24 protein-coding genes are annotated in these 25,273 nt (G+C 58.4%); 12 read left to right on the top strand and 12 right to left on the bottom strand.

Annotation, left to right across the window (positions count from 1 at the left end; genetic code table 11):
• Positions 1–14: 14 nt before the first annotated feature.
• Positions 15–962 (top strand): methylenetetrahydrofolate reductase, encoded by a 948-nt coding sequence (locus IGS16_RS15300; protein WP_297086845.1) that lies wholly within the window; start codon positions 15–17, stop codon positions 960–962.
• On the opposite strand, the gene IGS16_RS15295 is transcribed toward IGS16_RS15300, so the two are convergent.
• Positions 952–2,196, bottom strand: a complete 1,245-nt coding sequence (locus IGS16_RS15295; RefSeq protein ID WP_297086843.1) for a recombinase family protein — start codon at positions 2,194–2,196, stop codon at positions 952–954. The two genes, IGS16_RS15300 and IGS16_RS15295, sit on opposite strands and share 11 nt — an antisense overlap.
• 241 nt (positions 2,197–2,437) lie before the next feature.
• On the opposite strand from IGS16_RS15295, the gene ppc reads away from it, so the two are divergent.
• The gene (gene ppc, locus IGS16_RS15290) at positions 2,438–5,533 is read left to right on the top strand and encodes a phosphoenolpyruvate carboxylase (RefSeq protein ID WP_297086841.1); all 3,096 of its coding nucleotides are present in this window, start codon (positions 2,438–2,440) and stop codon (positions 5,531–5,533) included.
• A gap of 149 nt (positions 5,534–5,682) precedes the next feature.
• Here the strand turns inward: ppc and IGS16_RS15285 are convergent, their stop codons facing one another.
• Together IGS16_RS15285 and IGS16_RS15280 are read right to left on the bottom strand one after the other, a co-directional pair.
• On the bottom strand, positions 5,683–6,219 hold the full coding sequence (locus IGS16_RS15285) for a P-loop NTPase family protein (RefSeq protein WP_068507964.1): 537 nt from the start codon (positions 6,217–6,219) through the stop codon (positions 5,683–5,685).
• 345 nt (positions 6,220–6,564) lie between these two features.
• Positions 6,565–6,948 (bottom strand): hypothetical protein, encoded by a 384-nt coding sequence (locus IGS16_RS15280; protein WP_297086838.1) that lies wholly within the window; start codon positions 6,946–6,948, stop codon positions 6,565–6,567.
• A 269-nt stretch (positions 6,949–7,217) separates the two neighbouring features.
• On the opposite strand from IGS16_RS15280, the gene IGS16_RS15275 reads away from it, so the two are divergent.
• Positions 7,218–8,117, top strand: a complete 900-nt coding sequence (locus IGS16_RS15275) for a pentapeptide repeat-containing protein (RefSeq protein ID WP_297086836.1) — start codon at positions 7,218–7,220, stop codon at positions 8,115–8,117.
• Between the two features lie 9 nt (positions 8,118–8,126).
• On the opposite strand, the gene IGS16_RS15270 is transcribed toward IGS16_RS15275, so the two are convergent.
• From IGS16_RS15270 to bioD, 7 genes are all read right to left on the bottom strand, one after another.
• Positions 8,127–8,297 (bottom strand): hypothetical protein, encoded by a 171-nt coding sequence (locus IGS16_RS15270; RefSeq protein ID WP_297086834.1) that lies wholly within the window; start codon positions 8,295–8,297, stop codon positions 8,127–8,129.
• The gene (locus IGS16_RS15265; RefSeq protein ID WP_297086832.1) at positions 8,287–8,616 is read right to left on the bottom strand and encodes a (2Fe-2S) ferredoxin domain-containing protein; all 330 of its coding nucleotides are present in this window, start codon (positions 8,614–8,616) and stop codon (positions 8,287–8,289) included. Before IGS16_RS15265 ends, IGS16_RS15270 begins: the two co-directional genes overlap by 11 nt.
• Positions 8,617–8,740: 124 nt before the next feature.
• Positions 8,741–9,496: an ABC transporter ATP-binding protein gene (locus IGS16_RS15260; RefSeq protein WP_297086830.1), complete on the bottom strand. Its 756-nt coding sequence runs from the start codon at positions 9,494–9,496 to the stop codon at positions 8,741–8,743.
• Positions 9,497–9,772: 276 nt separating this feature from the next.
• Positions 9,773–11,086 (bottom strand): branched-chain amino acid ABC transporter permease, encoded by a 1,314-nt coding sequence (locus IGS16_RS15255; protein WP_297086828.1) that lies wholly within the window; start codon positions 11,084–11,086, stop codon positions 9,773–9,775.
• Positions 11,087–11,277: 191 nt separating this feature from the next.
• Positions 11,278–11,598, bottom strand: coding sequence for an MGMT family protein (locus IGS16_RS15250; RefSeq protein ID WP_297086826.1), 321 nt, complete (start codon positions 11,596–11,598; stop codon positions 11,278–11,280).
• 36 nt (positions 11,599–11,634) lie between these two features.
• On the bottom strand, positions 11,635–12,939 hold the full coding sequence (locus tag IGS16_RS15245) for a glutamate-5-semialdehyde dehydrogenase (protein WP_297086824.1): 1,305 nt from the start codon (positions 12,937–12,939) through the stop codon (positions 11,635–11,637).
• Positions 12,940–13,018: 79 nt separating this feature from the next.
• A complete protein-coding gene (gene bioD / locus IGS16_RS15240) occupies positions 13,019–13,705 on the bottom strand; it encodes a dethiobiotin synthase (RefSeq protein ID WP_297086822.1) in 687 nt (228 codons plus the stop codon).
• A 334-nt stretch (positions 13,706–14,039) separates the two neighbouring features.
• Between bioD and tatA the strand changes: the two genes are divergently transcribed.
• The 4 genes from tatA to dmeF all read left to right on the top strand — a co-directional run bounded on the left by tatA (position 14,040) and on the right by dmeF (position 18,782).
• On the top strand, positions 14,040–14,210 hold the full coding sequence (gene tatA, locus IGS16_RS15235) for a twin-arginine translocase TatA/TatE family subunit (protein WP_297086821.1): 171 nt from the start codon (positions 14,040–14,042) through the stop codon (positions 14,208–14,210).
• Between the two features lie 747 nt (positions 14,211–14,957).
• Complete coding sequence (locus IGS16_RS15230; RefSeq protein WP_297086819.1) at positions 14,958–16,883, top strand: hypothetical protein; 1,926 nt, start codon at positions 14,958–14,960, stop codon at positions 16,881–16,883.
• Between the two features lie 249 nt (positions 16,884–17,132).
• A complete protein-coding gene (locus IGS16_RS15225; RefSeq protein WP_297086817.1) occupies positions 17,133–17,618 on the top strand; it encodes a hypothetical protein in 486 nt (161 codons plus the stop codon).
• Between the two features lie 138 nt (positions 17,619–17,756).
• Positions 17,757–18,782, top strand: a complete 1,026-nt coding sequence (dmeF, locus tag IGS16_RS15220) for a CDF family Co(II)/Ni(II) efflux transporter DmeF (protein WP_297086815.1) — start codon at positions 17,757–17,759, stop codon at positions 18,780–18,782.
• A gap of 37 nt (positions 18,783–18,819) precedes the next feature.
• Here dmeF and IGS16_RS15215 read toward each other — a convergent pair whose 3' ends face one another.
• Positions 18,820–20,355 carry a helicase C-terminal domain-containing protein gene (locus tag IGS16_RS15215; RefSeq protein WP_297086813.1) on the bottom strand — a complete coding sequence of 512 codons (1,536 nt, stop codon included), beginning with the start codon at positions 20,353–20,355 and terminating at the stop codon, positions 18,820–18,822.
• Between the two features lie 274 nt (positions 20,356–20,629).
• Between IGS16_RS15215 and IGS16_RS15210 the strand changes: the two genes are divergently transcribed.
• Entirely contained in the window at positions 20,630–21,469 is an 840-nt protein-coding gene (locus IGS16_RS15210; RefSeq protein WP_297086811.1) for a prephenate/arogenate dehydrogenase, read from the top strand.
• Between the two features lie 35 nt (positions 21,470–21,504).
• Here the strand turns inward: IGS16_RS15210 and IGS16_RS15205 are convergent, their stop codons facing one another.
• The gene (locus IGS16_RS15205; RefSeq protein ID WP_297086809.1) at positions 21,505–22,050 is read right to left on the bottom strand and encodes a PadR family transcriptional regulator; all 546 of its coding nucleotides are present in this window, start codon (positions 22,048–22,050) and stop codon (positions 21,505–21,507) included.
• Between the two features lie 107 nt (positions 22,051–22,157).
• Between IGS16_RS15205 and IGS16_RS15200 the strand changes: the two genes are divergently transcribed.
• From IGS16_RS15200 to rsmG, 4 genes are all read left to right on the top strand, one after another.
• On the top strand, positions 22,158–22,766 hold the full coding sequence (locus tag IGS16_RS15200) for a DUF4188 domain-containing protein (protein WP_297086807.1): 609 nt from the start codon (positions 22,158–22,160) through the stop codon (positions 22,764–22,766).
• A gap of 74 nt (positions 22,767–22,840) precedes the next feature.
• Complete coding sequence (locus IGS16_RS15195; RefSeq protein WP_297086805.1) at positions 22,841–23,734, top strand: class II fructose-bisphosphate aldolase; 894 nt, start codon at positions 22,841–22,843, stop codon at positions 23,732–23,734.
• 44 nt (positions 23,735–23,778) lie between these two features.
• Positions 23,779–24,435, top strand: coding sequence for an ABC transporter ATP-binding protein (locus IGS16_RS15190; protein ID WP_172356195.1), 657 nt, complete (start codon positions 23,779–23,781; stop codon positions 24,433–24,435).
• A gap of 47 nt (positions 24,436–24,482) precedes the next feature.
• Positions 24,483–25,259 carry a 16S rRNA (guanine(527)-N(7))-methyltransferase RsmG gene (rsmG, locus tag IGS16_RS15185; RefSeq protein WP_297086803.1) on the top strand — a complete coding sequence of 259 codons (777 nt, stop codon included), beginning with the start codon at positions 24,483–24,485 and terminating at the stop codon, positions 25,257–25,259.
• Positions 25,260–25,273: the final 14 nt, after the last annotated feature.

Below are 25,273 nucleotides of genomic sequence, written 5' to 3'. Positions count from 1 at the left end.
AGAATCCGCTGATTATGGTTACCTCTTCATCTCTGCCTGCTGAACCCCGATCTGTGGCTCCTTCAACCCGCCTGCAAGCGGCTGCCGGGTCTGGCGAATTTTTGATCACTGCTGAGGTGATGCCGCCGAAAGGCTGCGACCCAACACACATGCTGCAAATGGCGCATTTGCTCAAGGACTGGGTGCATGGGGTCAACATTACCGATGGCAGTCGGGCGGTGCTGCGGATGTCGTCGCTGGTGGCGGCGGCGCTGCTGCTGCGGGAGGGCATCGAGCCGATTTATCAGGTGGCCTGCCGCGATCGCAATCGAATTGGGCTTCAGGCAGACCTGATGGGGGCGCAGGCGCTGGGCATTCGCAATGTGCTGGCGCTGACAGGCGACCCGATCAAGGCGGGCGACCATCCCGATGCCAAGCCCGTGTTTGACCTGGAATCGGTGCGGCTGCTGCGATTGATCGGCAACCTGAATGCGGGGCTGGATATTAACGAGAAGCCGCTGACGGATGGGGCGACCAGCTTTTTTGCTGGGGCAGCGGTCGATCCGCAGTGCCCAAGCTGGTCGGGACTCCAGCGCCGATTTGAGCGGAAGGTTGAGGCGGGGGCGCAGTTTTTCCAGAGTCAGTTGATTACCGATTTTGACCGTCTGGACAAGTTCATGCACCAGATTGCGGCCAACTGCAACCGACCGATTCTGGCAGGCATTTTTTTGCTGAAGTCTGCCAAAAACGCCCAGTTTATTAACAAAAACGTGCCCGGTGCCCAGATTCCCCAACACATTATCGATCGCCTGGAAAAAGCACCCCATCCGCTAGAAGAAGGCGTGGCGATTGCCGCTGAGCAGGTGCAGATGGCGCGGCAACTCTGCCAGGGCGTTCACATGATGGCGGTGAAGCGGGAAGACCTAATTCCAGAGATTTTGGCGCGGGCGGGATTGGGAAAAGTATCAGCGGTCAAAAGTTAGGCCGCTCTAGCAAAAATACCAGCCTCACCTGCCACGCTTCTCCCTCGCGCTCCAGCACGATTTGCCGCAGAAATTCGCGGAAATAGGCGCGGCGCTCAGACTCCGACAGGTCGAGCCAGAACTGCGGCAGGGAAATGACCTGGGCGATCGCCCTCAGGTTTGCCGGGGGCAATTGGTCAATTTGGGTTTGCAGGCGGGCAATTTCAGTTCGCAGGGTGTAGGCGCGGAGGTCGGCGGTTTGCTGATCTAGAACACCCTGCTGCACCAGATCGGGCAGTTGAACCAGCCAGGTTTGGCGCGTGTGGATCTGGGCGGCGATCGCCCGCTGCATCTGCTCCACATCGGGCAGGGGGGTGCTTGAAACCAAGCGCGGCAGGTCGGCGCAAATGCGCTCGAAGGTGGCGTGCAGCACGGACTCGTAGGCGATCGCCCCACATTTTTTAGCGCGGGGACAGGCCGCAGGGCGCAGGTAGAGATAACTCCGCGACTGGCGGGGGCGCGTCACGCTGCACACCCGCAAAGCCGACTGGCACTCGCCGCAAGTGACCAGCCCAGAGAGCGATCGCGGGGCACTGGCAGCACGGGGCGGCAGCTTGCGATTTCGCCGCAAAATGCGATCCACTTGGGCCGCCTCCGCCCTGGGCAAGATCGCCGGATGCGTATCGGGCACCACTTCGCCTGTGTGATACTCCAAATCGCCACGATAGACCGGGCTGGTAAGCCAGCGCTTGCCCGTGGAGCTAGAAATTTTCTTGTTGTATTTCTGCTGCAAATAGCGGATGCTGCCGCGTAGCGAACCATAGAGCAAAAAATGGTCGAAGAAGTCCTTGACCACCGGGGCCGTCGTCCGATCCAGCACGTAGCGATCCTTGCCCCGCCGATAGCCATAGGGCGCTTTTCCTGGCGGCGGCTGGGCCTGGATGCGGTTGCGGGCGTGGCCCTGCTGAATGCGCTGGCGATGCTGGGCAGACTGGAGCGTTTGAAACTGCTGCAACAGTTCCGCAGGCGAGGGTGCAGGAGCTTGGGGATCAGTGCCTGCAATTCGTAGCGGAATATGGAGCGCCTCTAGCTCAGCTAGGCGATCGCCCACCTCCGCCACCGACTCGCCCAAATCCGATAGCTGACGAACCAGCACTGCGTCCGGCGGGTTTTGCTGGCAATCCTGCACAAGCTGTTGCCACTGCGGTCGACGGGCAGTGCCGGGGGTGATGCTGTTTTCCCTGCGATTTGTCAAAGGATTCGAGGCAGGATGATCCGTCGCAGCATCCAATCCTGTGTAATCCTGGTAGACTCGATCTGCGATCGCCCACCACTCAGAACCACCAGCGCAATCATTAAGGGAAACCTTAAGTGATGCATTGAGTACAGTCTCGAACCTCGGATCAGCGTAAGAATAAGCGATGATTTTCATGGTGTTTTTCCTAGCACCATTAAAAACCTCCTAAAATTATCGAATAATCCAGCCAGGACACGCCATGAGTTCCATCCTCCACTCGTCGGATGATGCCTTCAGCACCGGCACCGCCACAGAAGATCGAGACGATCAGCCCCTTTCAGCTACGGATCTGTTTCTTCGCCATCGGCTGAAGCTAGTTGAAGAACTGTGGGAGTCAGTGCTTCAGCAAGAGTGTGGGCAGCAGTTGGTAGACCTATTGCAGCAACTGCGCTTGGTCTGCTCCCCTGAAGGACAAGCCCCCGAAGAGGGGGAGGCGATCGCCCTGGCAGTCATCGAAAAGCTAGATCTCAACGATGCCATTCGGGCCGCCCGCGCCTTTGCGCTTTACTTCCAGTTGATTAACATCGTCGAACAGCACTACGAACAGCGCGGACAGCAGCAGCAGTATCGCGCCTCCTATGAGGTCGCCACAGCGTCCGAAGAAAGCCACTCCGAGTCTGATACCCAAACTGCGGGACTTAGTGCTGACATGCTAGAGCGCAGCTTGCGAGAGGAAACCGCCCTGCGCCGAGAAATGAGTACGTTCCGGGGGCTGTTTCCCAAGCTGGCCAGCCTCAACGTGCCGCCCCGCCAGATCCAAAATCTGATCGACAACCTCGACATTCGCCTAGTTTTCACTGCCCACCCGACAGAAATCGTCCGCCACACCATCCGCGACAAACAGCGCCGCATCGCCAAAATCCTACGCCAGCTCGACACCGCCGAAGACAGTATGCAGATGCTGGGGTTGTCCTCATCCTGGGAAACGGAAACGCTGCGGGAACAACTGACCGAAGAAATTCGCCTGTGGTGGCGCACCGACGAACTGCACCAGTTCAAACCAACAGTGCTGGATGAAGTAGACTACGCGCTGCACTACTTCCAGGAAGTCCTGTTTGATGTGATTCCACACCTTTACTACCGCTTCCGCTCGGCGCTGGAAGCGACCTTTCCAGGGCTACACCCGCCCCGCTACAACTTCTGCAAGTTTGGCTCTTGGGTGGGGTCTGACCGGGATGGCAACCCGTCCGTCACCCCGGAAATCACCTGGAAAACCGCCTGCTATCAGCGCAACCTAGTGCTGGCAAAATACATTCAGTCGGTGAAGCACCTGATCAACCTGCTGAGCCTGTCGCTGCACTGGAGCGATGTCTTGCCTGACCTGCTAGAGTCGCTAGAGCAAGACCAAGCGCAGATGCCCGAAGTCTACGAACAGCTTGCCATCCGCTATCGACAGGAACCCTATCGCCTGAAACTGAGCTACATCCAGAAGCGACTGGAAAATACCTGTGAGCGCAGCCGCAAGCTCTACAACGGCGACTATTTCAACGACGAGTCTCCGGACTACAACCCGGCAACGCTCTATCGCTCTGGTGATGAGTTTCTGGCAGACTTGCAACTGATTCGCAGAAATCTGGAGGAAACGGGCCTGACCTGCCGCGATTTGGAGAATCTGATTTGTCAGGTGGAAATCTACGGCTTTAACCTGGCCCACCTGGATATTCGCCAGGAAAGCAGCCGCCACTCGGATGCGATCGCCGAAATCGCGGAATACCTGCAAATTCTGCCCAAGTCTTACCACGAGATGACGGAGGAAGAGCGATCGCACTGGCTGGCCACCGAGCTAAAAACCCGTCGCCCGCTAATCCCGTCAGAACTGCCTTTCTCCGAAAAAACCTGCGAAACCATCCAAACCTTTCGCATGGTTCGCAAGCTGCATCAGGAGTTTGGCCCCGCGATTTGCCAGACCTACGTCATCAGCATGAGCCACCACGCCAGCGACCTGCTGGAGGTGCTGCTCCTGGCAAAAGAGGCAGGCATTTACGACCCCGCCACCGGCAGCGGCGCGATCAACGTGGTGCCGCTGTTTGAAACGGTAGAAGACCTGCTCCGCGCTCCGTCGGTCATGAGAGAGCTATTTGAGCTGCCGCTCTATCGAGCGTATCTGTCGGGCGGCTATGCCGAGCGCCAGCGAGAAGAGACGGGACAAAAGGTGGATATTGCAGGTTCTAGGAGTACGCTGCCGCAGCGGGCCTCACTTCAGGAAATCATGCTGGGCTATTCCGACAGTAATAAAGACTCCGGCTTCCTCAGCAGCAATTGGGAAATCCATAAGGCCCAGCAGTCGTTGCAGGCGATGGCCGAAACCTACGGCATCTCTCTCCGGATCTTCCACGGGCGCGGCGGTTCCGTGGGGCGCGGCGGTGGGCCGGCCTACGAGGCAATTCTGGCTCAGCCGGGGCGCAGCATCGACGGCCGTATCAAAATTACAGAGCAGGGTGAGGTGCTGGCCTCGAAATACAACCTGCCGGAACTGGCGCTGTATAACCTAGAAACCATCACGGCAGCGGTGGTGCAGGCCAGCCTGCTACGAAACGGGTTTGACGATATCCAGCCGTGGCACGAAATTATGGAGGAACTGGCGACGCGATCGCGCTCCCACTATCGCTCCTTGATCTATGAACAGCCGGATTTTGTTGATTTCTTCCACCAAGTCACGCCGATTGAAGAAATCAGCCAGCTTCAAATTAGCTCCCGGCCCGCTCGGCGCGGGGGAAAGAGAGACCTGGGCAGCCTGCGGGCCATTCCCTGGGTGTTTAGCTGGACGCAGACGCGCTTCCTGCTGCCCTCCTGGTATGGCGTGGGCACGGCGATTAACGAATTCCTGCAAGAGGAGCCAGAGGAAAACCTGAAGCTGTTGCGCTACTTCTATTACAAGTGGCCCTTCTTTAAGATGGTGATTTCCAAGTGCGAAATGACCCTTTCAAAGGTGGACTTGCAGATCGCTAACCATTACGTTCAGCAGTTGTCGCAGCCCGAAGATCGGGAGCGGTTTGAGCGGCTATTTGAACAGATCCGCGACGAATATCATCTGACGAAGGGGCTGGTGCTGGCGATCGCCGGCCATGAGCGCCTGCTCGACGGCGACCCCGACCTCCAGCGCTCGGTGCAACTCCGCAACAGCACAATCGTTCCCCTCGGCTTCCTGCAAGTCTCCCTGCTGAAGCGCTTGCGCCAGCACAAGACCAGCGCCGCCTCCGGCGTAATCCGTTCGCGCTATAGCCGGGGCGAGCTGCTGCGCGGCGCACTGCTCACCATCAACGGCATCGCCGCCGGAATGCGAAACACAGGCTGAAAATATGTAATCTCTCGATGTAATGTCTCGTGCGCGACGTACACGGGACATTACACATAAAGCACACATCATGGCGAGACTTCTGAGAGCGTGAATCTTTGGGCCGCGCTGCCGCCCAAAGATTCACGCAGGGGGTCTAATGGCGATCGCTACGGGCGATGGCTGCGGCGCAGTTCTGTAATCTGATCCGCCCGATCCAGAATTGACTCAGGCATCTCTGGCCCCGTCAGGATCAAGTCCACCTGGCGGGGTCGGTTTTTCAAAAGTTCTAGCACCTCAGATTCTGGAATCAGCCCAAACTTAATTGCCAGACTGAGTTCATCCAGCACCACCAGCGCATACTTGCCCGACCGTACCACGTCCTGGGTATGCTGCCACAATTCCTGCAATGCCTCCGCTTCGCCATCCTCAAGTTGGGGCGTATCGATGCAGCGGGGCAGATCGCAGCGCAGCCAGTCGAGGTGCTGCCCCAGTCGCACTGGGTGTGCCTGCCCCTGCCCAATGCCGCCTTTGAGAAACTGCACTACTAGCACAGGCGTTCCCTGCCCTGCAATGCGGAGCGCCTGCGCCATCACGCTGGTAAAAAAGCTGCGGTGGGGACAGGTAAACACCTGCACCAATCCTTCCACCGTATGAGAGAGAGGGCGGGTGAAATCTGAAACCGAGGTCTCAACTTGAGAAACCATGAACACTGACCAAATAGGGGGAAATGGGAGCGCAAAACGTGCGATCGCAGCGTATCCACAGCGACCTTTCAGCAGCGACCTTTCAGCGGCGCTTCAGTCGAGCGATCGCCCAGTAAGGCATCGATAGGGATGCTGTGTGGCCCTCTGTGGCGCTGCAAAAAACAGATACGCCCGCAGACTAATACGCTAGTATTAACGCAATCCGCTGACAAGATGCACCCAAACGAGCTTTATGAAGCAGTTGGCACAGAGGTTCACAAAACAAAATGTAGCGTGATCAACTGCACTTTGCCTCTATAAAACACTACATCTGCGATCGCGTCAAGCGTTATCCCCTAATCCTGCCTAAGCCCACTCCACTTGCATGGTCGGCATTAGGCGCTGTAGGTTTTTGAGCGATCGCCCCTGCCAGATAATTTCTTCGCTGCCCAGGATCACCAGCGCGATCTGAGGCTTCTGCCGCATCATGATGACAAACCGAGACAGCATATTGATGCCAGAACTATCTAGAAACTCCAGGTTTCGTAAGTCCAGCCGCAGCGTGGGCGGAGATCCAGACTCAGGCGGAACTGAGGCGATCGCTGACTCCAGCAGTTCTACAATCGGCGTATAGTCTGCGGTGCTGCCCAGGCTCAGAGAGCCTTGAAATACCACGGTTGAATTTTGTGGACTCAGCTGAACGCTATAGTCAGCGCCATTAATCTCAGTCATACCTAATTGAGCCGTCATGGAATCTTCTCTCTAATCAATGATTATTCGGTGCTTTGCGAGCGACCTGCTTTTTGGGCAATCGGAGGGCGATCGATCGCCCGGTTTCATCCGGGTCGGGGCAGCAAACGCCAGAAAGGTTTTGTACAGCAGTGAAAGAGGCCAACAATTGAGGCTATAGAAATGGTTAGGACAAGCCTTCATCTGCACGCTTATGAGAAGAACAGCTTTTAACTGAACCTCGTAATCCCTGCCCAAATCCTTTACCCCCTGCCCCTCGCGCTCTCCTCATGGCAGATTTTGACCTACTGGCGCTACTGAAAACAGGTGTCAGCATTTGGAACCAATGGTGTTTGACCCATCCCGAAGCGGGGCGGCTGGACTTGTCTGATGCGCGGTTGCCAGAGCTTGACCTGAGCCGGGTGCTGCTGCGGGGCTGCCTCTTGCAGCGAGCCGATCTGCGCCAGACCAATCTTAGCTTCGCCAACCTGAGCCAGGCTGATTTCAGCCATGCGATTTTGGAGAGCGCCAATCTTTATCGCGCCGACTTGTATCAAGCCAACCTTACCGGAGCCAATCTGCAAGATGCCAATTTGCAGGAAGCCAGCTTGATCCGGTGTGTACTGGTTCGGGCAACTCTGGGACTGGCAAACCTGCACCGCGCCAAGCTGGTTGGAGCCGTGCTAGAACAAGCTGACCTGCAAGGCGCAGATCTGGCCCAGGCAAACCTGAGTCGGGCGAAGCTCCTGGGGGCAGACCTGCGCGGAGCCGACCTCAGTGGAGCCGACCTCAGCGAAGCCGACTTGCAGCAGGCAAACCTGGCGCTAGCAGACTTAAGGGGAACCCACCTGCAAGGGGCAAACCTGGAAAATGCCAATTTGCTAGGAGCCGACCTGAGTCGAGCCGTGCTGCACGACGCTAACCTGAGCGGGGCAAGCCTGCGCCACGCCTATCTTGAAAAAAGCGACCTGCGGCGATCGCGCTTAATTTGGGCAGATTTGCGCGAGGCGGAGCTGTGGCAGGTGGCGCTAGATCGGGTGAACCTGACAGCAGCCCAGCTCGACGGAGCCATGCTAAACGGCACGATCGCCCTCGAAAGCTACACACCAGCGCGATCGAGCGAAGATCTGGAAGTGACGGCCAATCTGGAGACGACGGAAGATTTGATGCCCTTTGCAAGAAATTCGTAGCCGTCGGGGCTAAAAGCCTGTCACCAGTCCGGCGATCGCCAGCACAGCCCCACCCACCAGACAATACTTCATCGCCAGGTCGCTGGCTTTGGCGTTGCGCTCGGTCGATTTCGTCAGTTCTTCGGCATTGCGGAGCGATGCGATGTCACCACAGGATGAGATTCGCAGCCTAATCTGCAAAATCAAACCGGGGATGAAAGCGCGGATGCAGCAGCCGCTCCACGGGTTCGTCGTGCTGCAAATGCTGAGTGGCGATCGCCCCCACATCTTCCGGCTTCACGCGGCAGTACCACACGTTGTCTGGCGTGACCCGCACCGTCGGCCCAGAAGCACACTGCCCCATGCAGTCGCTCGCGCTAACCAGTACTCCCGGCAGGTTCGCCTCTCGAAACGCCGCCAGCACCGCCGCCGACCCGCTCCGTTCGCAGGAGCGATACTGACAGACCGAAACGCATCGCCGTTTTAGCGACGGGGCTTGCTGATTTTGTGAACTAGACAAACGATTCTGAGAAGGGGATTCCACAGTCAGCAGGGTGATGGGTAAAGATTCCTACTCACAGCTTATTCATTAATAAGCAGAGCTGCCACCTGCTGAGGAGAAGCGCAACGGCTGTGGCACCATGCTAGTTGCCCAAATAGGCTTCCAGCACCAGCGGATTGTTCTGCACCTCTTCGGGGGTGCCCGCTGCCAGGTTGCGCCCTTCTGCCATCACCCAGACGCGATCGCACAGCGACATCACCACGTCCATGTTGTGTTCAATCACCAGAAACGTGATGCCCTGCCGATTCCACGCTTCAATATGTTCACAAATCTGGTTGATCAGCGTCGGGTTTACGCCCGCGGCGGGTTCATCCAGCAAAATCAGCCGGGGCTTCACCATCAGCGCCCGTCCCAGTTCCAATAGCTTGCGCTGACCACCCGACAGGGAACCCGCGTAGTCGTGCGCTTTGTGCGCCAGTCCGATGGATTCCAGAATGTTCCAGGCATACTCGCGCTGCACTTCTTCTTCTTGGGCAATCCGGGGCGATCGCCACCACACATTCCAAAACCGCTCGCCTGTTTGCTCTTGCGCCGCCAGCAGCATATTCTCCAGCACCGACAGCCTCGACAGCACCCGCGCTACCTGAAACGTCCGCACCAGCCCCCGCTGCGCCACCTGATGCGGCTGCAACGTCTGAATCGGCTCTCCAGCAAACTGCACTTCACCGCTGTCTGGCCGCAAAAACATCGACAGCAGGTTGAACAGCGTCGTCTTGCCCGCCCCATTCGGCCCGATCAGCCCAGTAATGCTGCCCTCCGGCACCTCGATCGAGGCCGCATCCACCGCTCGGATACCGCCGAAGGTTTTGGTGAGTTGGGTTGCGGTGAGAAGGGACATGAGGGGTTGGGGGTTGGGGGTGGAGATGTTGGAGGGATAGGAGAGGGGGAGAGGGGGAAAGAGAGAAGAGAGAAGAACGAAGAGAGAAGAGAGAAGAGAGAAGAGAGAAGAGAGAAGAGAGAAGAGAGAAGAGAGAAGAACGAAGAGGGAAGAGGTTCCGTTTTTCGTTTTTCGTTTTTCGTTTTTCGTTTTTCGTTCTTCGTTCTTCGTTCTTCGTTCTTCGTTTTTCGTTTTTCGTTTTTCATTTTTCGTTCTTCGTTTTTCTCTCTTTCCTCCCTACTTCCCAAGGGTCAGCTCATCCTTATTGCCCAAAATACCCTGCGGTCGCCACACCATGAGGATCATCAGTAGCAGACCGATGAGCATGATGCGGAATGCGCCAAGGCGAGCATCGTCGAGGGGAATCACGTCGCGCAAAAAGAAGCGGGTGACGGTCTGGTAGCCCCAGAAAATCGCGGCTCCCAGAATCGTGCCGACGTTGTTGCCCGCGCCGCCGAGGACGACGATTGTCCAGGCGTTGAAGGTGACGAGGGGCTGGAAGTTATCGGGATAGACAGTGGTGAGCTGCCAGGCGTAAAGGGAACCCGCGATGCCCGCCAAAAAGCCGCCAATCGCCAGGGATTGCAGCTTGTAGGCAAAGACGTTTTTGCCCAGGGCGCGGGCGACTGCTTCGTCTTCTCGGATGGCTTTGAGGACGCGGCCCCAGGGCGATCGCACCAACCGCTCTAATCCCCAAAAGATGACCGCCAACAGCACTACTGAGATCAGCATCAGCCCTGCCTTGCTGGGGTTGCGGTCGTAGTGATACAGCGCCGAGGCGGAATAGCCATAGACCCAGAGGCCCAGCGCCGCGCAGACCAGCGCCGCCACCGTTCCCAAGCTGTTAGACCAGGCAGGAATTCTGGCCTTTGCCAGCGATCCCAGCCACACATAAAACCACACCAGCGCCACCATTGCCCCCAGCAGCAGCATCCCCAGCAGCCAGTAGGGAACCGTGCCGAGTTGCTTGAGCGTGCTAGATACATAGCCCAGCCCAATCACCAGCAGCGTCAGAGACAGCAGGTAGCCCAGCGATAGGGCCACGCCGTTGGTCAAGTGCGCTGGAGGAATGGACTTCACCGTTTGCCGCAGCCAGCGCCAGAACCGCCAGTAGGCCAACCCGGCGATCGCCGTTAGCATTGCCACCATGAGCGATCGCCCCAGCCAGTTGGGGTTCCAATTCGCCAGCGGCAGTGGAAAGCTCTGGAGTCCAAACGTGCCGCGTGTCAGCCAGGCTTCGTTTTCCGCAATCAGGCGCACCATCTCCGCCACGCCAATCGTGACGATCGCCAGATAATCTTCTCGCAGCCGCAGCGTCGCAAAGCCAATCCCCAGCCCCAGCAGCGCCGCCAGACCCGCCCCAACCAGCGCCCCCAGCCACAGCGGCACTCCCCGCAAGCTGAGCAGCACTGTCGCATAGGCTCCGATCGTCATAAACGCGACCTGCCCAAAGTTAATCAGCCCCGTGAACCCCCATTGCAGATTCAACCCTAGGGCAAAGATGGCAAAAATTGCCGCGAAGATGACCAGCGAGACAACAAACCCTTCCATGAGCAGTCGGGAATTAGCTTTCTTGAAGAATAGCAGGTCGGGGAAGAGGAGGGAGAGATGGAAAAAACGAAAAACGAAGAGCGAAAAATGAAACGTTCCTCCCTCTTCCTTCTTCCTTCTTCGTTCTTCCTTCTTCGTTCTTCCTTCTTCGTTCTTCCTTCTTCGTTCTTCCTTCTTCGTTCTTCCTTCCTTCACTCTCCCCCCGGCCGCCACAGATATCTCCGCAAATCCACCTTTCCTTCTGGGCTAAACTCGATGCCTTCGGCTTCTAAGAGCGATCGCTGCAAATAATCCGTACCGTAGCGCAGCGGCGATTCGGACACTTCGCCTTTGGCATTAATGACGCGGTGCCAGGGAATGTCGGAATTTTGCATATCGACCCGATAGAGCGCGTAGCCCACCAGCCGCGCCTTACCGTAGAGTTGCGCCAGATCCGCCACTTGCCCATAGGTCGCCACTTGTCCGTGGGGAATCTGCCGCACGATGTCGTAGATCACCTGATAGGTGTTCATCAGTTTCAGGGTTCAGCGCAGAAGGGCAATGCTGGCTCAGGTGAGGTCGCGATGGGTAAAGGGGCGGGCGTTTTCGCCGCTGTAGGTGTTGACGATGTGCCCATCGCCCACCAACTGATACTTATAGGTCACCAGACCTTCTAGCCCAACGGGGCCGCGCGGCGGCATTTTCTGGGTGCTGATGCCGACTTCTGCGCCAAAGCCATAGCGGAAGCCGTCGGCAAAGCGGGTGGAGCAGTTGTGAAACACGCCCGCTGCGTCTACTTGAGAGATAAACGTGGCAGCGGCTGCGTCGTCCTGCGTGGCGATCGCCTCGGTGTGGCGGGAGCCGTAGGTGTTGATGTGGGCGATCGCCGCTTCTAGCGAATCCACCACGCGAATCGCCAAAATCAGGTCGCTGTATTCCGTCGCCCAGTCTGTTTCCGTGGCAGGCTTGATGGCAGCGCCACCCAAAGCCTGAGTGCGGTCATCGCCGCGCAGTTCTACGCCCGCCTGTTGAAAAACTGGAACCATTGCGGCTAAGAATTCAGAAGCGATCGCCTCATGCACCAGCAAGGTTTCAATGGCATTGCAGGCGGAGGGATAGTTGGTCTTGGCATCGAGGGCGATCGCCACCGCCTGCGCCACATCTGCCGCCCGGTCTACATACAGGTGACAAATGCCGTCGGCGTGGCCCAGCACAGGAATTCGCGTATTTTCTTGCACAAACCGCACAAAGGAATTGGAGCCACGCGGAATGATCAGATCCACTTCTTGATCCAGCCCCAGCAGCGCCACCGTTTCCTCCCGCGTCGTCAGCAGGCGCACCACCGCCGGGTCTAGGTCTACCGAACTCAGCCCCTGGTGAATCGCCTTCGTCAGCGCCTCGCAGGAGCGCACCGCTTCCCGCCCGCCCTTGAGAATTACGCCATTGCCCGATTTAATCGCCAGCGACGCAATTTGCACCAGCGCGTCGGGCCGCGACTCGAAAATCACGCCCAGCACGCCCAGCGGACAGGTGATCCGCTTTAGCACCAGCCCGGTGTCCAGTTCTCGATGAAGCTGCACCTGACCCACCGGGTCGGTCAGCCGCGCCACATCGCGCACGCCCGCAATCACGCCGCGCAGCTTGGTTTCATCCAGCTTTAGCCGCCCGTAAAGCGGTTTTGCCAACCCCTCTTCCAGTGCCGCCGCGCAGTCCGCCGCGTTGGCCGCCAGAATCTCCGGGGCTGCGGCTTCCAGGGCAAGGGCGATCGCCCCGACTGCCTGATTTCGCGCCTCGCCCGATAGCGCTGCTAGCCGCCGTGCCGCCGAACGGGTCTGCTGGGCCAGGGTTTTGAGGTCGGGGGTGGAGGTGAGCATGGGAGTGGAGGGTTAGAGTTTTGATTTTGGGTTTTGGATTTTGGGAGGCTTGCCTGCGCTGTTACCTACCTTTTACCTACTAGCCTCTCATTGGCATCAGCCGCTCTAGCGCTAGGTCAGAGGCGACTTGGGTGAGGCGGCCAAGGTCAGTGGGATCGGGCAGGTGGGGAATCAGGCCGAGGATGGGAACCTGGGTGAGGGACTGGATCAGGTCGGCAGGGGCCCAGTCGTCAATCTCCTGCTGGGTGCAGGGCGCAACGCAGTTCAGCACAATGCCCTTGACGTGGACGCGGGCCTGGCGGGCGAGGGCGACATTGGCGACCGCTTGCCCAATTGCCCCTAGTTTCACCGGCACCACTAGGACGGTGGGGATGCGCCAGTCCCACGCGAGGTCGGCGACGGTGGTTTCGTGAGTAACGGGCGAACCGAGGCTGCCCAGCGCTTCGACCAGCACCCAGTCCTTTTGCTTAGAAAGAGTTTCAAAGGTGTGCCAGGCGCTGTCTAGGTTGATGTGGCGGCCTTCTTTTTCGGCGGCGATGGGTGGCGCTAGGGGCGAGTCAAAGTGGATGGGGTTGATCTCGCTGATGGACTGGTTGAGCGGGAAGAGGCGCTGATAAAGTTCGCGATCGCCCTTGCCAGACTGCACCGGTTTCATAATGCCGAGCGATCGCCCGCCGCTGTGGGCCTGCCAGTAGGCCGCCAGTGCCGAAATCAGCACCGTTTTTCCCGTATCTGAATCCGTTGCTGCGATCAAAAGCGCGCTCAAAACCAACTCCTAGTGACAATTTCTAGCTACTGATAAAAAAACTGGGGCAGAATGCTTCCCAGCGAAAACCTAAATTATATCGCAGGGGTCAAGACAGTCCGAGAATGAATTTCAGATGCCCTTTGGGATACTCCTACAGCATTTTCTTGCCTCGTGAGGCACATGCTGCCCTCAAGAGGCAAGGGCTTATTGACCATCCGTGTGCCTCACTAGCTTCAAAAACGCTGTATCTGCATATCTGCAACGAAAGGCGCGTTGAATGGCTGACAGATTGGCAACGCGATGCCCGACAATTCCCGTATAGTGAAAACAGAATGACTGGCAGGAAAGCGTCATGTTTGGTTTGGGCTGGCCCGAGGTTGCCATTATTGCAGTCGTTGCAATTCTTATTTTTGGGCCCAAAAAGATCCCTGAGTTGGGTGGCGCTTTGGGCAAGACGCTGCGAGGCTTCAAGGAAGGGATGAGCGAGGTAGACGAAGAGGGCGATCGCGAACTGGAAGAATAGCTCTCAACGTCCAGATTTGGCCGATCAAAGTGGCATTACCTCAGAGGTCATCCGAGAACCGATTGAGCGATCGCCAAATGCACTCGATCCAGTAATTAGCAAATTGCTCAGCCAAGCGCGGGTAAAAGCCCTAAAAAGCCCCCGAAAAAAACTCCTAAAAAAGCCATAGAAACTGTAAAGCTGCTGAACTCTGCCGCAGAGTCAGGGGTAGTCTTGCTGGGAATATTGCAAGTGCTTTTGGCAGTGCGACAGGTCAGTCCCGTTCGGGAAAGCATCATCGTGCAGCGGGCAGTCTTGCGTTTATCGCATCGAATAACTGGTTTTGTCCTGATTTCGGACTGATTACGATAAGCAATCACTCATTGGGAACGTCGCCCATCTGCTCCAACAGACTTTTCCAACAGAAACCCTGATGCATTGAGGAGCGAACGGGAACCTGCGATCGCCCAAATCCATCATATGTTCCGTCCTCTAGCGCTTTCCTTGGAAAAATCGAGGCTCCTCCAAGACATTACAGGTAATTAATCCTGCAATCGGGCAGTTTTTGAAATCATGCTGTCAGGGGATAGAGCAAACTGACCCACACGCGCTAAAACATGAGGCGGCGAGGTTGATTGCCTCCTCTAACTACTTCTTTATCTTTTACACTTCTTCAATTTTTTGGCGCTTCTTTCACTGCCTTTCTGATTTCCTGATCTCAAAGCGCACGTCCCTTCAATCACTTTTCACCCAAACTTTCCTTTCAGTATGTCAACTCCCGGAAAACTCGATACCACCTTCAATGGCAACGGCCGCATCACTTTTGGGCTAGATGGGCTAGACCAGGCCCGCAAGGTGCTGGTTCAAGCCGATGGCAAAATTCTGGCGCTGGGCGACAGCAGTGGCAACTTTTCGGTGGCCCGGCTGACGACGAATGGTTCCCTAGACAACAGCTTTGCGGGCAACGGCAGAACTGTGCTGAGCTTCAGCGGCACGCAGGTTTTGCGCGATGCGGTGCTGCAATCTGACGGCAAGCTCATCATGGTGGGCGATAGCGATGGCGATTTTGGTCTGATCCGTCTTAACCTCGACGGTTCGCTCGACCGATCCTTTGGGAGTAATGGTGGCCAATCTACTAACTTTGGAGCCACAGAGACGGTTCAAAAAGTGTTGCTGCAAAACGACGGTCGCATTCTGGTGATCGGCCAGAGTAGCAGCACCTTTAGCGGCAACAGCTTTGCCGTGGCCCGCTATCGCACAGACGGTTCTCGCGATACGAGCTTTGACAGCAATGGGCGCAATTCGACCAACCTAGGAGCCACCGCGCAGGTTAGCGACGGGCTGCTGCAAAATGACGGCAAGATTGTGGTTGCGGGCACCGACGGCTCGGCGTTTGCGCTGGTGCGCTATCGCACGGATGGGTCGCTCGATCGAGACTTTGGCAGTCGGGGCATTGTGCGGACGCGCATCGGCAGTGGCACAACGTTTTCGATCGCCCAAAAGGTGCTGCTGCAAAACGACGGCAAGCTGATCGCCGTGGGGACGAGTAGCGATGATTTTGCGATCGCCCGCTATAACTCCGACGGGTCCCTCGACCGCAGCTTTGGGCGATCGGGCGTGCGAACTACTGATTTTGGCGGCTTCTTTACGACCGTCGATGCGGTGACAGATGCCGTGCTGCTGTCGGATGGCAAGATTTTGGTGGCAGGGACGAGCGGCGGACGGGTCGCCCTGGCGCGATACAACCGAGACGGCAGCCTCGACTCTAGCTTTGATGGCAATGGGCGCGTCACGACCAGTTTGGGCAATAACAGCACGGCAAAGAAGGTGTTGGTGCAGCCCAATGGCAAGATTTTGGTGCTGGCGGTGAGCGACGGCAGGGCTGCTCTGTTGCGCTATAACAGCAACGGTTCCCTAGACAACAGCTTCGACGGCAACGGGCGCGTTACGACGGATCTGGATGCGGCGGACAACAATGCCGATATTGCGCTCCAGCCCGATGGCAATGTGGTGCTGGTGGGAACCAATGTGGGCTTCTTTGACCGAGATTTTTCGGTGCGCCGCTATGTGGGCGATCGCATCGACGTGAGCCTGGGCACGCCCATTGAACCCATTGACTTTAACAACGGGCCCACTGGCATTACTCGCAACGGCACTGCTGCCAACGACCGGATTGCGGGCACTCCTGGCAACGACATCCTGCGAGGCAAGCGCGGCAACGATGTGGTAGATGGCAAACGGGGCAACGACCGCCTGTTTGGCAGTGAAGGCAATGACAGCCTGATCGGGCGAGACGGACGCGATGAGCTAGTGGGCGGCAACGGCGACGACACGCTGAAGGGCGGCAAGCGCGGCGATATCCTGATTGGCGGGCGCGGAGCCGATGTGCTGTCGGGCGGGCAGGGCATCGATATGTTTGTCTATAACAACCTGAACGACGCAGGCGATATCATTACTGACTTTGAAGCGGTCGATCGCATTGACCTGCGCGGCATCTTCCGCAGCCCCACCTTCGCTGCGCCCAGCCCCACAGCTCAATACAACCAGTTCATTCGGCTGGTGCAAAATGGCGCGAATACGGAGGTGAAAATCGACCGCGACGGCAACGGGCTGCGGCTGGATTTCATAACGCTAGTGACGCTGCGCAACGTGTCGCTGGATGCGGTGCAGCCCAAAAATTTCGTTATCGCCTGATTCCTGTCTAGGAAAGCGCTGTTCTGTTCTGAGAATTTTGCGCTACGCTCTGAAGCGATCGCCCTTACATTCCTGCTTGTTGGGTGTGTAGGTGGGGCGATCGCTTTGCTATGTGGGTTCGCGGCTGGACTGTGGGTTCTCTGAGAAGGGCGATCGCCCCTCAGATCCATCTTGGTGCGAACCCAATCTGCGAACCGTCCATCGAGTAAAATTAGTACATAGGTACTTTACTCATTCCCCCAACGCCCTATGGTGCAATATACGCTCGCCCAAAGCCCCGACGTGATCCTCACCGTTCCCGGCAAGGACTCCGCCAAAGCCCGCGACAAAGCGATGGATCAGCTCATTGAGCTAATGGAATCCGGCAGCCTGCCCACGGATCTTTCCGATGGCTTTGGGCCCCATCAGTTTATCGAAGTCAAGGAGCCTGTGTTGACCAACACCGAAGATGAAGACGCAATCACTCAGGCCGTGCAGGTTCTCAGCAACCTGGCCACCCTGAAACTGCGGGTGCAGGCCTCCCGCGCCGAGGCGATGAAGATCCGCGCCCAAATCGACACCCTGTTCACCGACGAGGTTGTCAGCGAAGAAGAAATCGCCAGCCTCAAAGAAGGCTTTAAGGTGCTAAAAACCTACGCTCAGGCAAACCTACGCTATCGCGAAGCCCGCGCCCAGGCAGAGCAGGCGAGGACGGTGCTGGATCGGGCGCTACAATCGGAAGGAGAGAAGACGTAACTGACGGGCGATCGGGGGCGGCTCCGCTACCGTAGGCTGAATAGTGGGATCTGTAAGCAATAGGAAATTGGTAGGCTGGAATCAGGCTCAGCCCTTCAGCCCTGAGCGATCAAGACCCCGTTTGACCTGGTTAGCGCTATGCACATTCACACCCTGGAACCCTGGCAACACCCGCACGACTTTTTGATCCGTCAGGATCGGGCAGAACGCAAGACCCAAATTGTGCTGGTTCTGACTGCTGTCACGATGATTGCTGAGATAACAGCGGGAACCCTGTTTGGCTCGATGTCGCTGCTGGCCGATGGATGGCACATGGCCACCCACGTTGCAGCGTTTGGGATTACGGTCTTTGCATACCAATACGCCCGGAAACAGGCCAACAATCCCCAATACACCTTTGGCACGGGGAAGGTTAGCGTGCTGGGTGGGTTTACGAGTGCGATCGCCCTGGCGGTGGTGGCGCTGCTGATGGCGATCGAGTCGGGATATCGGCTGTTTCAGCCCCAGCAGATTCAATTTAATGAAGCCCTCTGGGTGGCGCTGCTGGGGCTGGGGGTGAACTTGGTCAGCGCCGTGCTGTTGCAAGATTCCCACGACCATTCCCACGACCATTCCCCCGATTATTCTTCTCATAGTCATTCCCACGACCCTGCGTCCCATTCTCACCAGCCGCATCTTCCGCAAGAGAGGGCGCACTCGTCCCATACCGACCACAACCTGCGGGCCGCCTATGTTCACGTCCTGGCAGATGCGCTGACCTCGACGCTGGCGATCGCCGCTCTGTTAGCGGGCAAATTTGGGGGGTGGACCTGGCTCGATCCAATCATGGGAGTCGTCGGCGCAGGAGTGATTGCCAGATGGGCCTATGGTCTGATCCAAGAAACAGGAGCCATTTTGCTAGACGGCGCAACCGATCGAACCGTTCGGCTAGACCTGATCAGCGCCATCGAAGCCGATGCTGACAATCGGGTGGTCGATTTGCATGTGTGGAACGTCAGCCCGGTGCATCTAGCCGCCACCGTTGCGCTAGTTACCCACGATCCGCAGCCGCCGGAGCATTACAAAAACCTGCTGAAACACATCCCCGCGCTCTCTCACGTGATCGTTGAAGTCAATCCCTGCCAAGGAGAGGACTGCATGAGCCTGTCGTCTAAAGCGCTGTGAGGCTGCATCCTCAGCCCAAACGCCTTTCAGGACGTTGCTATTCCAAAATGCCCATGCCTTCGAGGTGTCGAAAGAGGCTGGCATCGAGGTAATTAATCCGGGCCAGGGGAGCCAAGGCAGCCAGGACTTGCTGACCATAGCTGCGGTAGTTGACGCGGGTATCGAGCAGGGCGACCACGCCTTGAGACTCGCGGGCTGGGGCGATCGCCCGTTGCAGTTCGCTCAGGGCTTCGGGCAGCAGATACAGCCGAAACCAATCCTGGCGCTGCTGCTTGTAGTAGGCAACACGGCCAGACACCAGTGGCTCCTCCAATGAAGGAATCGGTAGCGTGGTGATGACCAGCAGGCTGGGCGCGGGCAAGACGGCCTGCTGCTCTCGCCAAAACTCCCAGCCGCAGACCAAAATGCCGCGCTCATCCAGACAGGTCTTTTCTACCTGCACGCGAGAGCCATATTCCGCCGCCAGTTGCGACCCGACCTGCGATCGCAGCGGCACATCCCCCACCAGCACCACCGTCAGCCCCTGCTGCGCCACGCTGGCCGCCAGCATCGCCCGCATTTCGCTCATCAGCGCAGGCTGAAACTGGGGCGTGTTGGGCAGCGGAAAGCGGTCGGGAAGATAGAGGTGAATCAGCTCATGCTGGCGATCGGGCGAGAATTTCAAACAAGTGGCATCATCTAGCCCGATGCGCTGGCGATAGATCGACGCTTCGGCTTCCTGATCCACCGCGCCGCCCACCAGCACCACGGGCTGCTGCGTCCACACCGGGCGCAAGAGTTCTGCCAGATCGACGGGCGCAGAGGCGATCGCAAACTGACCCAGCCGACGGTTCACATCTGCCCACAGCATTTGCCCCGGCTGCTGATATTGCTGCCAAAACTGCCGCCACGAGTCGGGCAGCGCAGTTCCTTCGCTGGATAGCCGCTGGGCCAGTTCCGCCAGCACGTCTAGCTCAGGCGCGTCCAGCAGATAGCAGTCATACGGATTGGCCGGGTGCTGAAACAGCAGGCGAGTCAGCCGCACTCGCGCATCTCGAATTTGCTCTATTTGGCTGGGGCAAGCCAGCATCAGCGCATCCCAGTCGGAGGGCTGAAGCGTCGCCGTCAGTTCCTGCCGGGCCCAGCGCTCCAGATCGTCCGCTCCGTCAAAAATCGTCGGCACGCCTGCCGGAAAGCGCCCCTCGCCCCGCAGCCGATCCGCCAGCCACGACTGCGGCGTAGTCAGCAGCAATCCCTGAAACCCGTCCTGTGGGAGGCGATCGCCCGCGCGAATGGCCTTGGTCGCTGGAATCCACTGGCGCAACCGGGGAATTTCCACCATCAGCAAGCGCTGCTGCACCACTTCCGGAGCCACCAGCACCGTCGCCTCTGGCCACAGCAGTGCAGGCATCAAATAGCTCAGCCGATAGCGCCCGTGATAGCCCGACGGCGCACCCGCCTGCACCAGCGCACTGCGCCCCAGCCGCAACGCCCGCGCCACCAGCCGCGCCATCGTCAAATGATGGGGCCAGTAGGGTTCGCCCTGCGCCCGCAAAAACGCCCGTAGCTGCTGATGAACCTCGACCTCGATCACGCGCTGGTTTCACTCTCCGGTGAACTGTCCTTCATTGTGACATACTCGCTTGGCGGTGTCGGGGGGAGCGAGGGAAGGGAGAAGAATGAAGAACGAAGAATGAAGAATGAAGAACGAAGAACGAAGAACGAAGAACGAAGAACGAAAAGTGAAGTACGAAGAACGAAAAGTGAAGAGGCTTCGTTTTTCGTTTTTCTTTTTTTCGTCCCATCCCCCTTATCCCCTCTCCGGTAAAATAACGGGGCTGCACGATAAACCAGGCGGAGCGCGGGCTGTGAAGATTGGCATTATTGGGCTGGGGCTGATTGGTGGGTCGCTGGCGCTAGACTGGCGATCGCTCGGCCACACGATTTTGGGCATCAGCCGTCGGGCGGAAACCTGTGAGCGGGCGATCGCCCGTGGCGTGGTGGATGCGGCCAGTCCTGACCTGGCGCTGATGGCAGAAGCAGCGGTGGTGGTGCTGTGTACGCCGCTGGGGGCAATGACGGCAATGGTGGAGGCGCTGCTGCCGCACTTGCAGCCCGATGCCATCTTGACGGATGTGGGATCGGTGAAGCAGCCGATTGTGGAGGCGATCGCCCCACGCTGGCCCCACTTTGTCGGCGGACATCCGATGGCGGGCACGGCCGAAAGCGGGCTGGAGGCCGCCCAGCGCCATTTATTTGTCGATCGCCCCTACGTGCTGACCCCTATCGACAGCACCCAACCCGCCGATTTGGAAACGGTTGCGGAATTAGTGCGATCGCTCCAGGCGCGGCTATACCAGTGCCCGCCCGCCGCCCACGATCGCGCCGTTGCCCTGATTTCCCATCTGCCCGTCATGGTCAGCGCAGGGCTGATTGCAACCTGCCTCGCGGAACCCGATGCAGCGGTGCTACAACTGGCGCAATGGCTGGCTAGTTCTGGTTTTGCTGACACTAGTCGCGTTGGCGGCGGCAACCCCGAACTGGGCGTGATGATGGCGAAATATAACCAGACGGCGCTGCTGCACGGGCTGCATCAATACCGCGATCGCCTCGACCAGATGATTCACCACGTCGAAACCCAAAACTGGCCAGCCCTGGAAGCGCTCCTCCAGCAAACGCAGCAGGCCCGCCCCCAGTTTCTTCGCTAGCCTGCTGGTCAGTCTTCGCTATCCAGATTGCAGCCTCAAGATTGCAGAAGGGCGATCGCCGCTTCACACCAGGCGAGCCAGCCCTGCTCATAGTGCAGCCCATTCAGCAGCGTCAGATAGACGTATTTTGACTGGGCCGAGAGGGTGTCGGGATGCTGGAAATAACTCTGCTGAATTTCCTGATAAATGGTGAGGCGCTGCTGGTGCTGCTGGCGCTGGGTTTCTAGCTTGCGAATCATCACTTCAGGCGGCACTAGATGACCCGCATAGAGCTTCACGAGCAGGTCGTCTTTCATGGGCATGGGGTCGTCGGGTTCGGCGATCCACTCGCGCAATGCCTGTTGCCCTGCCTCGGTGACGGAGTAAATCCGCTTGTCGGGGCGGTGGTCTTGCGGCACGGTTTCCGCTTGTAGCCAGCCTTTTTCTTCTAGCCGCCCCAGTTCCCGATAAATCTGCTGGAAGCTGGCCATCCAAAAGAAGCCGACGGAACTTTCGACCGATTGGTCAAACCGTTTTGCCAGGTCATAGCCGCTGCATGGCTTGTGGAGCAGGGCCGCGAGGATTGCATGGGCGATCGCCATCGGGATGTCTTAATCCAATCACTTGACATATTCAACAATGCGAATATACCATACTGGCTATACTCAATTTATTGAGTAATCTACTTTTTGAATTTTGGAGTCTGGTGATGAACCCACTACCTTCCCCGCCCGATTCGGCTCAAAGCTCCGCTCAAACGGCTCATTCTCTAGTGAAGCCCGGTCGTTATACCGCGCAGATCGACACCGAGTTTGTCGTTTTCCTGATTGGAATGCGCGTGAATCAGCCGTGGGCGTTTGGCAAATGGCTGCCCGTTGCCCAGGCGATGGGGCCGATGATCAAAACGCTGACGGACTTCTCCCAATACCTGAAGTCGGCGATTGGAGCACAGGCGATGGGGCCGATGATCAAAACGCTGACGGAACATCCCGAAAAGGGCTTTTTGGGTGCAGAGAGCTTCTTTCGGCTTTTTCCTCTGGGCATCATGATGATGTCCTACTGGCGATCGTTTGAAGACCTAGAGCGCTTTGCCCGTAGCCCGTCCGAGCCGCACCTCCCGGCCTGGCAGGCGTTTAACAAGGCTGTGGGCAGCGATGGCAGCGTTGGCATCTGGCACGAAACCTACTTGATTCAGCCGGGGCAATACGAAGCAATCTATGGCAGTATGCCCGTCTTTGGGCTGGCGGCTGCGACGGAGCATGTGCCCGTGGGTCGGCGGGGCGAGCGGGCGCGGGAGCGGGTAAAGTCAGCAGGGTGATACCAGGATGCGATGATGGAATAACGTAAGGGGGCAACCTTTCTCTTCCGCCCCGCCTTATCCCTTTCAAACCCATGCTCACCTCTACCCAAGAACTGCTGGAAACCGCGCGGCGCAATGCCTACGCCATCGGTGCGTTTAATGTCTACAACCTGGAGGGCGTAAAGGCGGTGGTGGAGGCGGCGGAGGTGTTGCAAAGTCCGGCAATGCTGCAACTGCATCCGAGTGCGCTGAAGTATGGGCGATCGCCCCTGGTTGCGCTCTGTCTGGAAGCAGCGCGGGCTGCATCGGTTCCCATTTCGGTGCATCTCGACCACAGCACCTCCGCAGCCGATATTCAGGACGCACTGACGGCGGGGATGCGCTCGATCATGGCGGACGGGTCGCCGCTGCCCTACGCCGAGAACCTTGCCTTTACCCGCGAGATGACGGCCTTGGCGCACCGCTATGGCGCGGTGGTCGAGGCGGAAATCGGGCGGATCAGCGGCACCGAAGACGGGCTGACCATTGCCGAAAAGGAAGCCAAAATGACTGACCCGGATCAGGCGGTGGAATTTGTTGCGGCGACGGGGGTAGACGCGCTGGCGGTGACGATTGGCAACGTCCACGGGGAATATAAAAGCCCGCCCCGGCTAGACTTTGATCGGCTGGCGCGAATCCGGCAGCGGCTCTCGATTCCGCTGGTGCTGCACGGCGCATCGGGCTTGCCCGCAGAGATGATCAGCCGCTCGATTCAATTGGGGGTGTGCAAGTTTAACGTCAATACTGAGGTGCGGCAGGCGTATATGGCGACGCTGGCGGGGCAGGTCTGCGGCGACGATGAGCGAGACTTGCTGGATGTCACGCGAGAGGCGATCGCCGCCATGCGATCGGTCATCATGGAAAAGATCCGTCTGTTTGGCTCCGACGGCAAAGCCCATCAGCACCAGACCCCTTACGCCGCCATGCTGCTGCACGCCCAGACCTGATCTCTAACTCTTGACCCTCGCTCTCTAAACCCTGATCTCTCCCCATGCTCCATCTGCGCGACGTTAGCTATCATCCCGCCGCCACCCCCAGCCCGATTCTGAAAGACATCAGCCTGGATATGGCTCCGCAGCAGTTGGGCCTGATCGTGGGGCCGAGCGGCTCTGGTAAAAGCACGCTGCTGGAAATTCTCAGCGGGCTGGCCAAGAAAACGTCGGGCACGATCCGCTGGCGCGACCAGGACTTGAACCCGGAGTATCTGCGGGAACTGGCGGGGCTGGTGTTTCAGTTTCCAGAGCGGCACTTTTGCGGCAGCACGATTTTGGAAGAACTGCGGCTGGGCCATCCCGAACTGAGCCGCGATCGCCTCCATCATGCGCTCCAGGAAGTAGGGCTGGATCACCTGTCTTTGGGCACGTCGCCCCGCGACCTCAGCGGGGGGCAGCAGCGGCGACTGGCCCTCGCCGTGCAGTTGATTCGCCAGCCCTTTTTGCTGCTGCTCGACGAACCCACCGCTGGGCTGGACTGGTCGATGCGGCAGCAGTTGGTGAGCGTGCTGGCGCGGCTCAAGCAAGACTGGTGTCTGCTGGTGGTGTCCCACGATGCCAGCGAACTGGCGGCGATCGCCGACCGCTGCTGGACGCTGCACCACGGCCAACTCCAGTCTGTCGAGCCGTCCCTCTTCATCACTGCCAGCGCCTAGCCGCCGACGGCAACTCCTTCAGCATGAGCCACGCTGCGTCATTCCCCATGCTCCCCACCCTGCCCGAACTGTGGCAGACCACCCTCGGCTGGCAGCCTACTCCCACCCAGCAAGACCAATTCCAGCAGCTTTATAGCCACATCCTCGACGGCAACCAGCGCCTCAACCTGACCCGTATCACCGACCCCGAAGAGTTTTGGGAAAAGCATCTGTGGGACTCGATGAGTGGACTGGTGGGGGTTCGGGAGTGGGGGCTGGGAGTCTGGGATTGTGAGAGGGGCAGCACGTTGGAAAATCCTCCAGCCCTCCCATCCTCCCTGCAGCTGATCGACATCGGCACTGGCGCGGGCTTCCCCGGTATTCCTGCCGCGCTGACCTTGCCCCAGGCTCAGGTGACGCTGCTGGATTCGACGCGCAAGAAGCTGGCGTTTTTGGAAACGGTGCTGGCGCAGGTGGGGGTGCAAAATGCCCAGACCCTTTGCGATCGCGCTGAATCGGTGGGGCAAGCTCCGCAACACCGCGAACAGTATGACGGAGCGCTGCTGCGAGCGGTGGCTCCGGCGGCGGTCTGTGCTGAATATGCCCTGCCGCTGTTGAAGCAGGGTGGGGTGGCGGTGCTGTATCGCGGGCAGTGGAGTGAGGCGGAAACTGCTGCGCTGAGGCCGGTGCTGAGGATATTGGGCGGGGAACTGGAGGCGATCGCCCCTTTCACCACGCCGATCAGCCGTGCCGCCCGCCACTGTTTGTATTTGCGAAAAACTGCGCCTACTCCGGCGGAGTTTCCCCGTCCGGTTGGGGTTCCCAGCCAGAAGCCCCTGGAATAGCGCTGGATCGGCGG

Source organism: Thermoleptolyngbya sp. C42_A2020_037, from assembly GCF_015272455.1.
Taxonomy (GTDB): Bacteria; Cyanobacteriota; Cyanobacteriia; order Elainellales; family Elainellaceae; genus Thermoleptolyngbya.
This window is presented reverse-complemented; position numbering and strand designations above follow the sequence as displayed.

Coding starts and splice junctions, on each gene's coding strand:
- rsmG (WP_297086803.1), top strand. CDS start 24,483: ATGCTCCCCACCCTGCCCGAACTGTGGCAGACCACCCTCGGCTGGCAG.
- tatA (WP_297086821.1), top strand. CDS start 14,040: ATGTTTGGTTTGGGCTGGCCCGAGGTTGCCATTATTGCAGTCGTTGCA.
- IGS16_RS15260 (WP_297086830.1), bottom strand. CDS start 9,496: ATGTCCCTTCTCACCGCAACCCAACTCACCAAAACCTTCGGCGGTATC.
- IGS16_RS15225 (WP_297086817.1), top strand. CDS start 17,133: ATGGTGCAATATACGCTCGCCCAAAGCCCCGACGTGATCCTCACCGTT.
- IGS16_RS15285 (WP_068507964.1), bottom strand. CDS start 6,219: ATGGTTTCTCAAGTTGAGACCTCGGTTTCAGATTTCACCCGCCCTCTC.
- IGS16_RS15280 (WP_297086838.1), bottom strand. CDS start 6,948: ATGACGGCTCAATTAGGTATGACTGAGATTAATGGCGCTGACTATAGC.
- IGS16_RS15275 (WP_297086836.1), top strand. CDS start 7,218: ATGGCAGATTTTGACCTACTGGCGCTACTGAAAACAGGTGTCAGCATT.
- IGS16_RS15195 (WP_297086805.1), top strand. CDS start 22,841: ATGCTCACCTCTACCCAAGAACTGCTGGAAACCGCGCGGCGCAATGCC.
- dmeF (WP_297086815.1), top strand. CDS start 17,757: ATGCACATTCACACCCTGGAACCCTGGCAACACCCGCACGACTTTTTG.
- IGS16_RS15245 (WP_297086824.1), bottom strand. CDS start 12,939: ATGCTCACCTCCACCCCCGACCTCAAAACCCTGGCCCAGCAGACCCGT.
- IGS16_RS15205 (WP_297086809.1), bottom strand. CDS start 22,050: ATGGCGATCGCCCATGCAATCCTCGCGGCCCTGCTCCACAAGCCATGC.
- IGS16_RS15255 (WP_297086828.1), bottom strand. CDS start 11,086: ATGGAAGGGTTTGTTGTCTCGCTGGTCATCTTCGCGGCAATTTTTGCC.
- IGS16_RS15230 (WP_297086819.1), top strand. CDS start 14,958: ATGTCAACTCCCGGAAAACTCGATACCACCTTCAATGGCAACGGCCGC.
- IGS16_RS15190 (WP_172356195.1), top strand. CDS start 23,779: ATGCTCCATCTGCGCGACGTTAGCTATCATCCCGCCGCCACCCCCAGC.
- IGS16_RS15300 (WP_297086845.1), top strand. CDS start 15: ATGGTTACCTCTTCATCTCTGCCTGCTGAACCCCGATCTGTGGCTCCT.
- IGS16_RS15200 (WP_297086807.1), top strand. CDS start 22,158: ATGAACCCACTACCTTCCCCGCCCGATTCGGCTCAAAGCTCCGCTCAA.
- IGS16_RS15250 (WP_297086826.1), bottom strand. CDS start 11,598: ATGAACACCTATCAGGTGATCTACGACATCGTGCGGCAGATTCCCCAC.
- ppc (WP_297086841.1), top strand. CDS start 2,438: ATGAGTTCCATCCTCCACTCGTCGGATGATGCCTTCAGCACCGGCACC.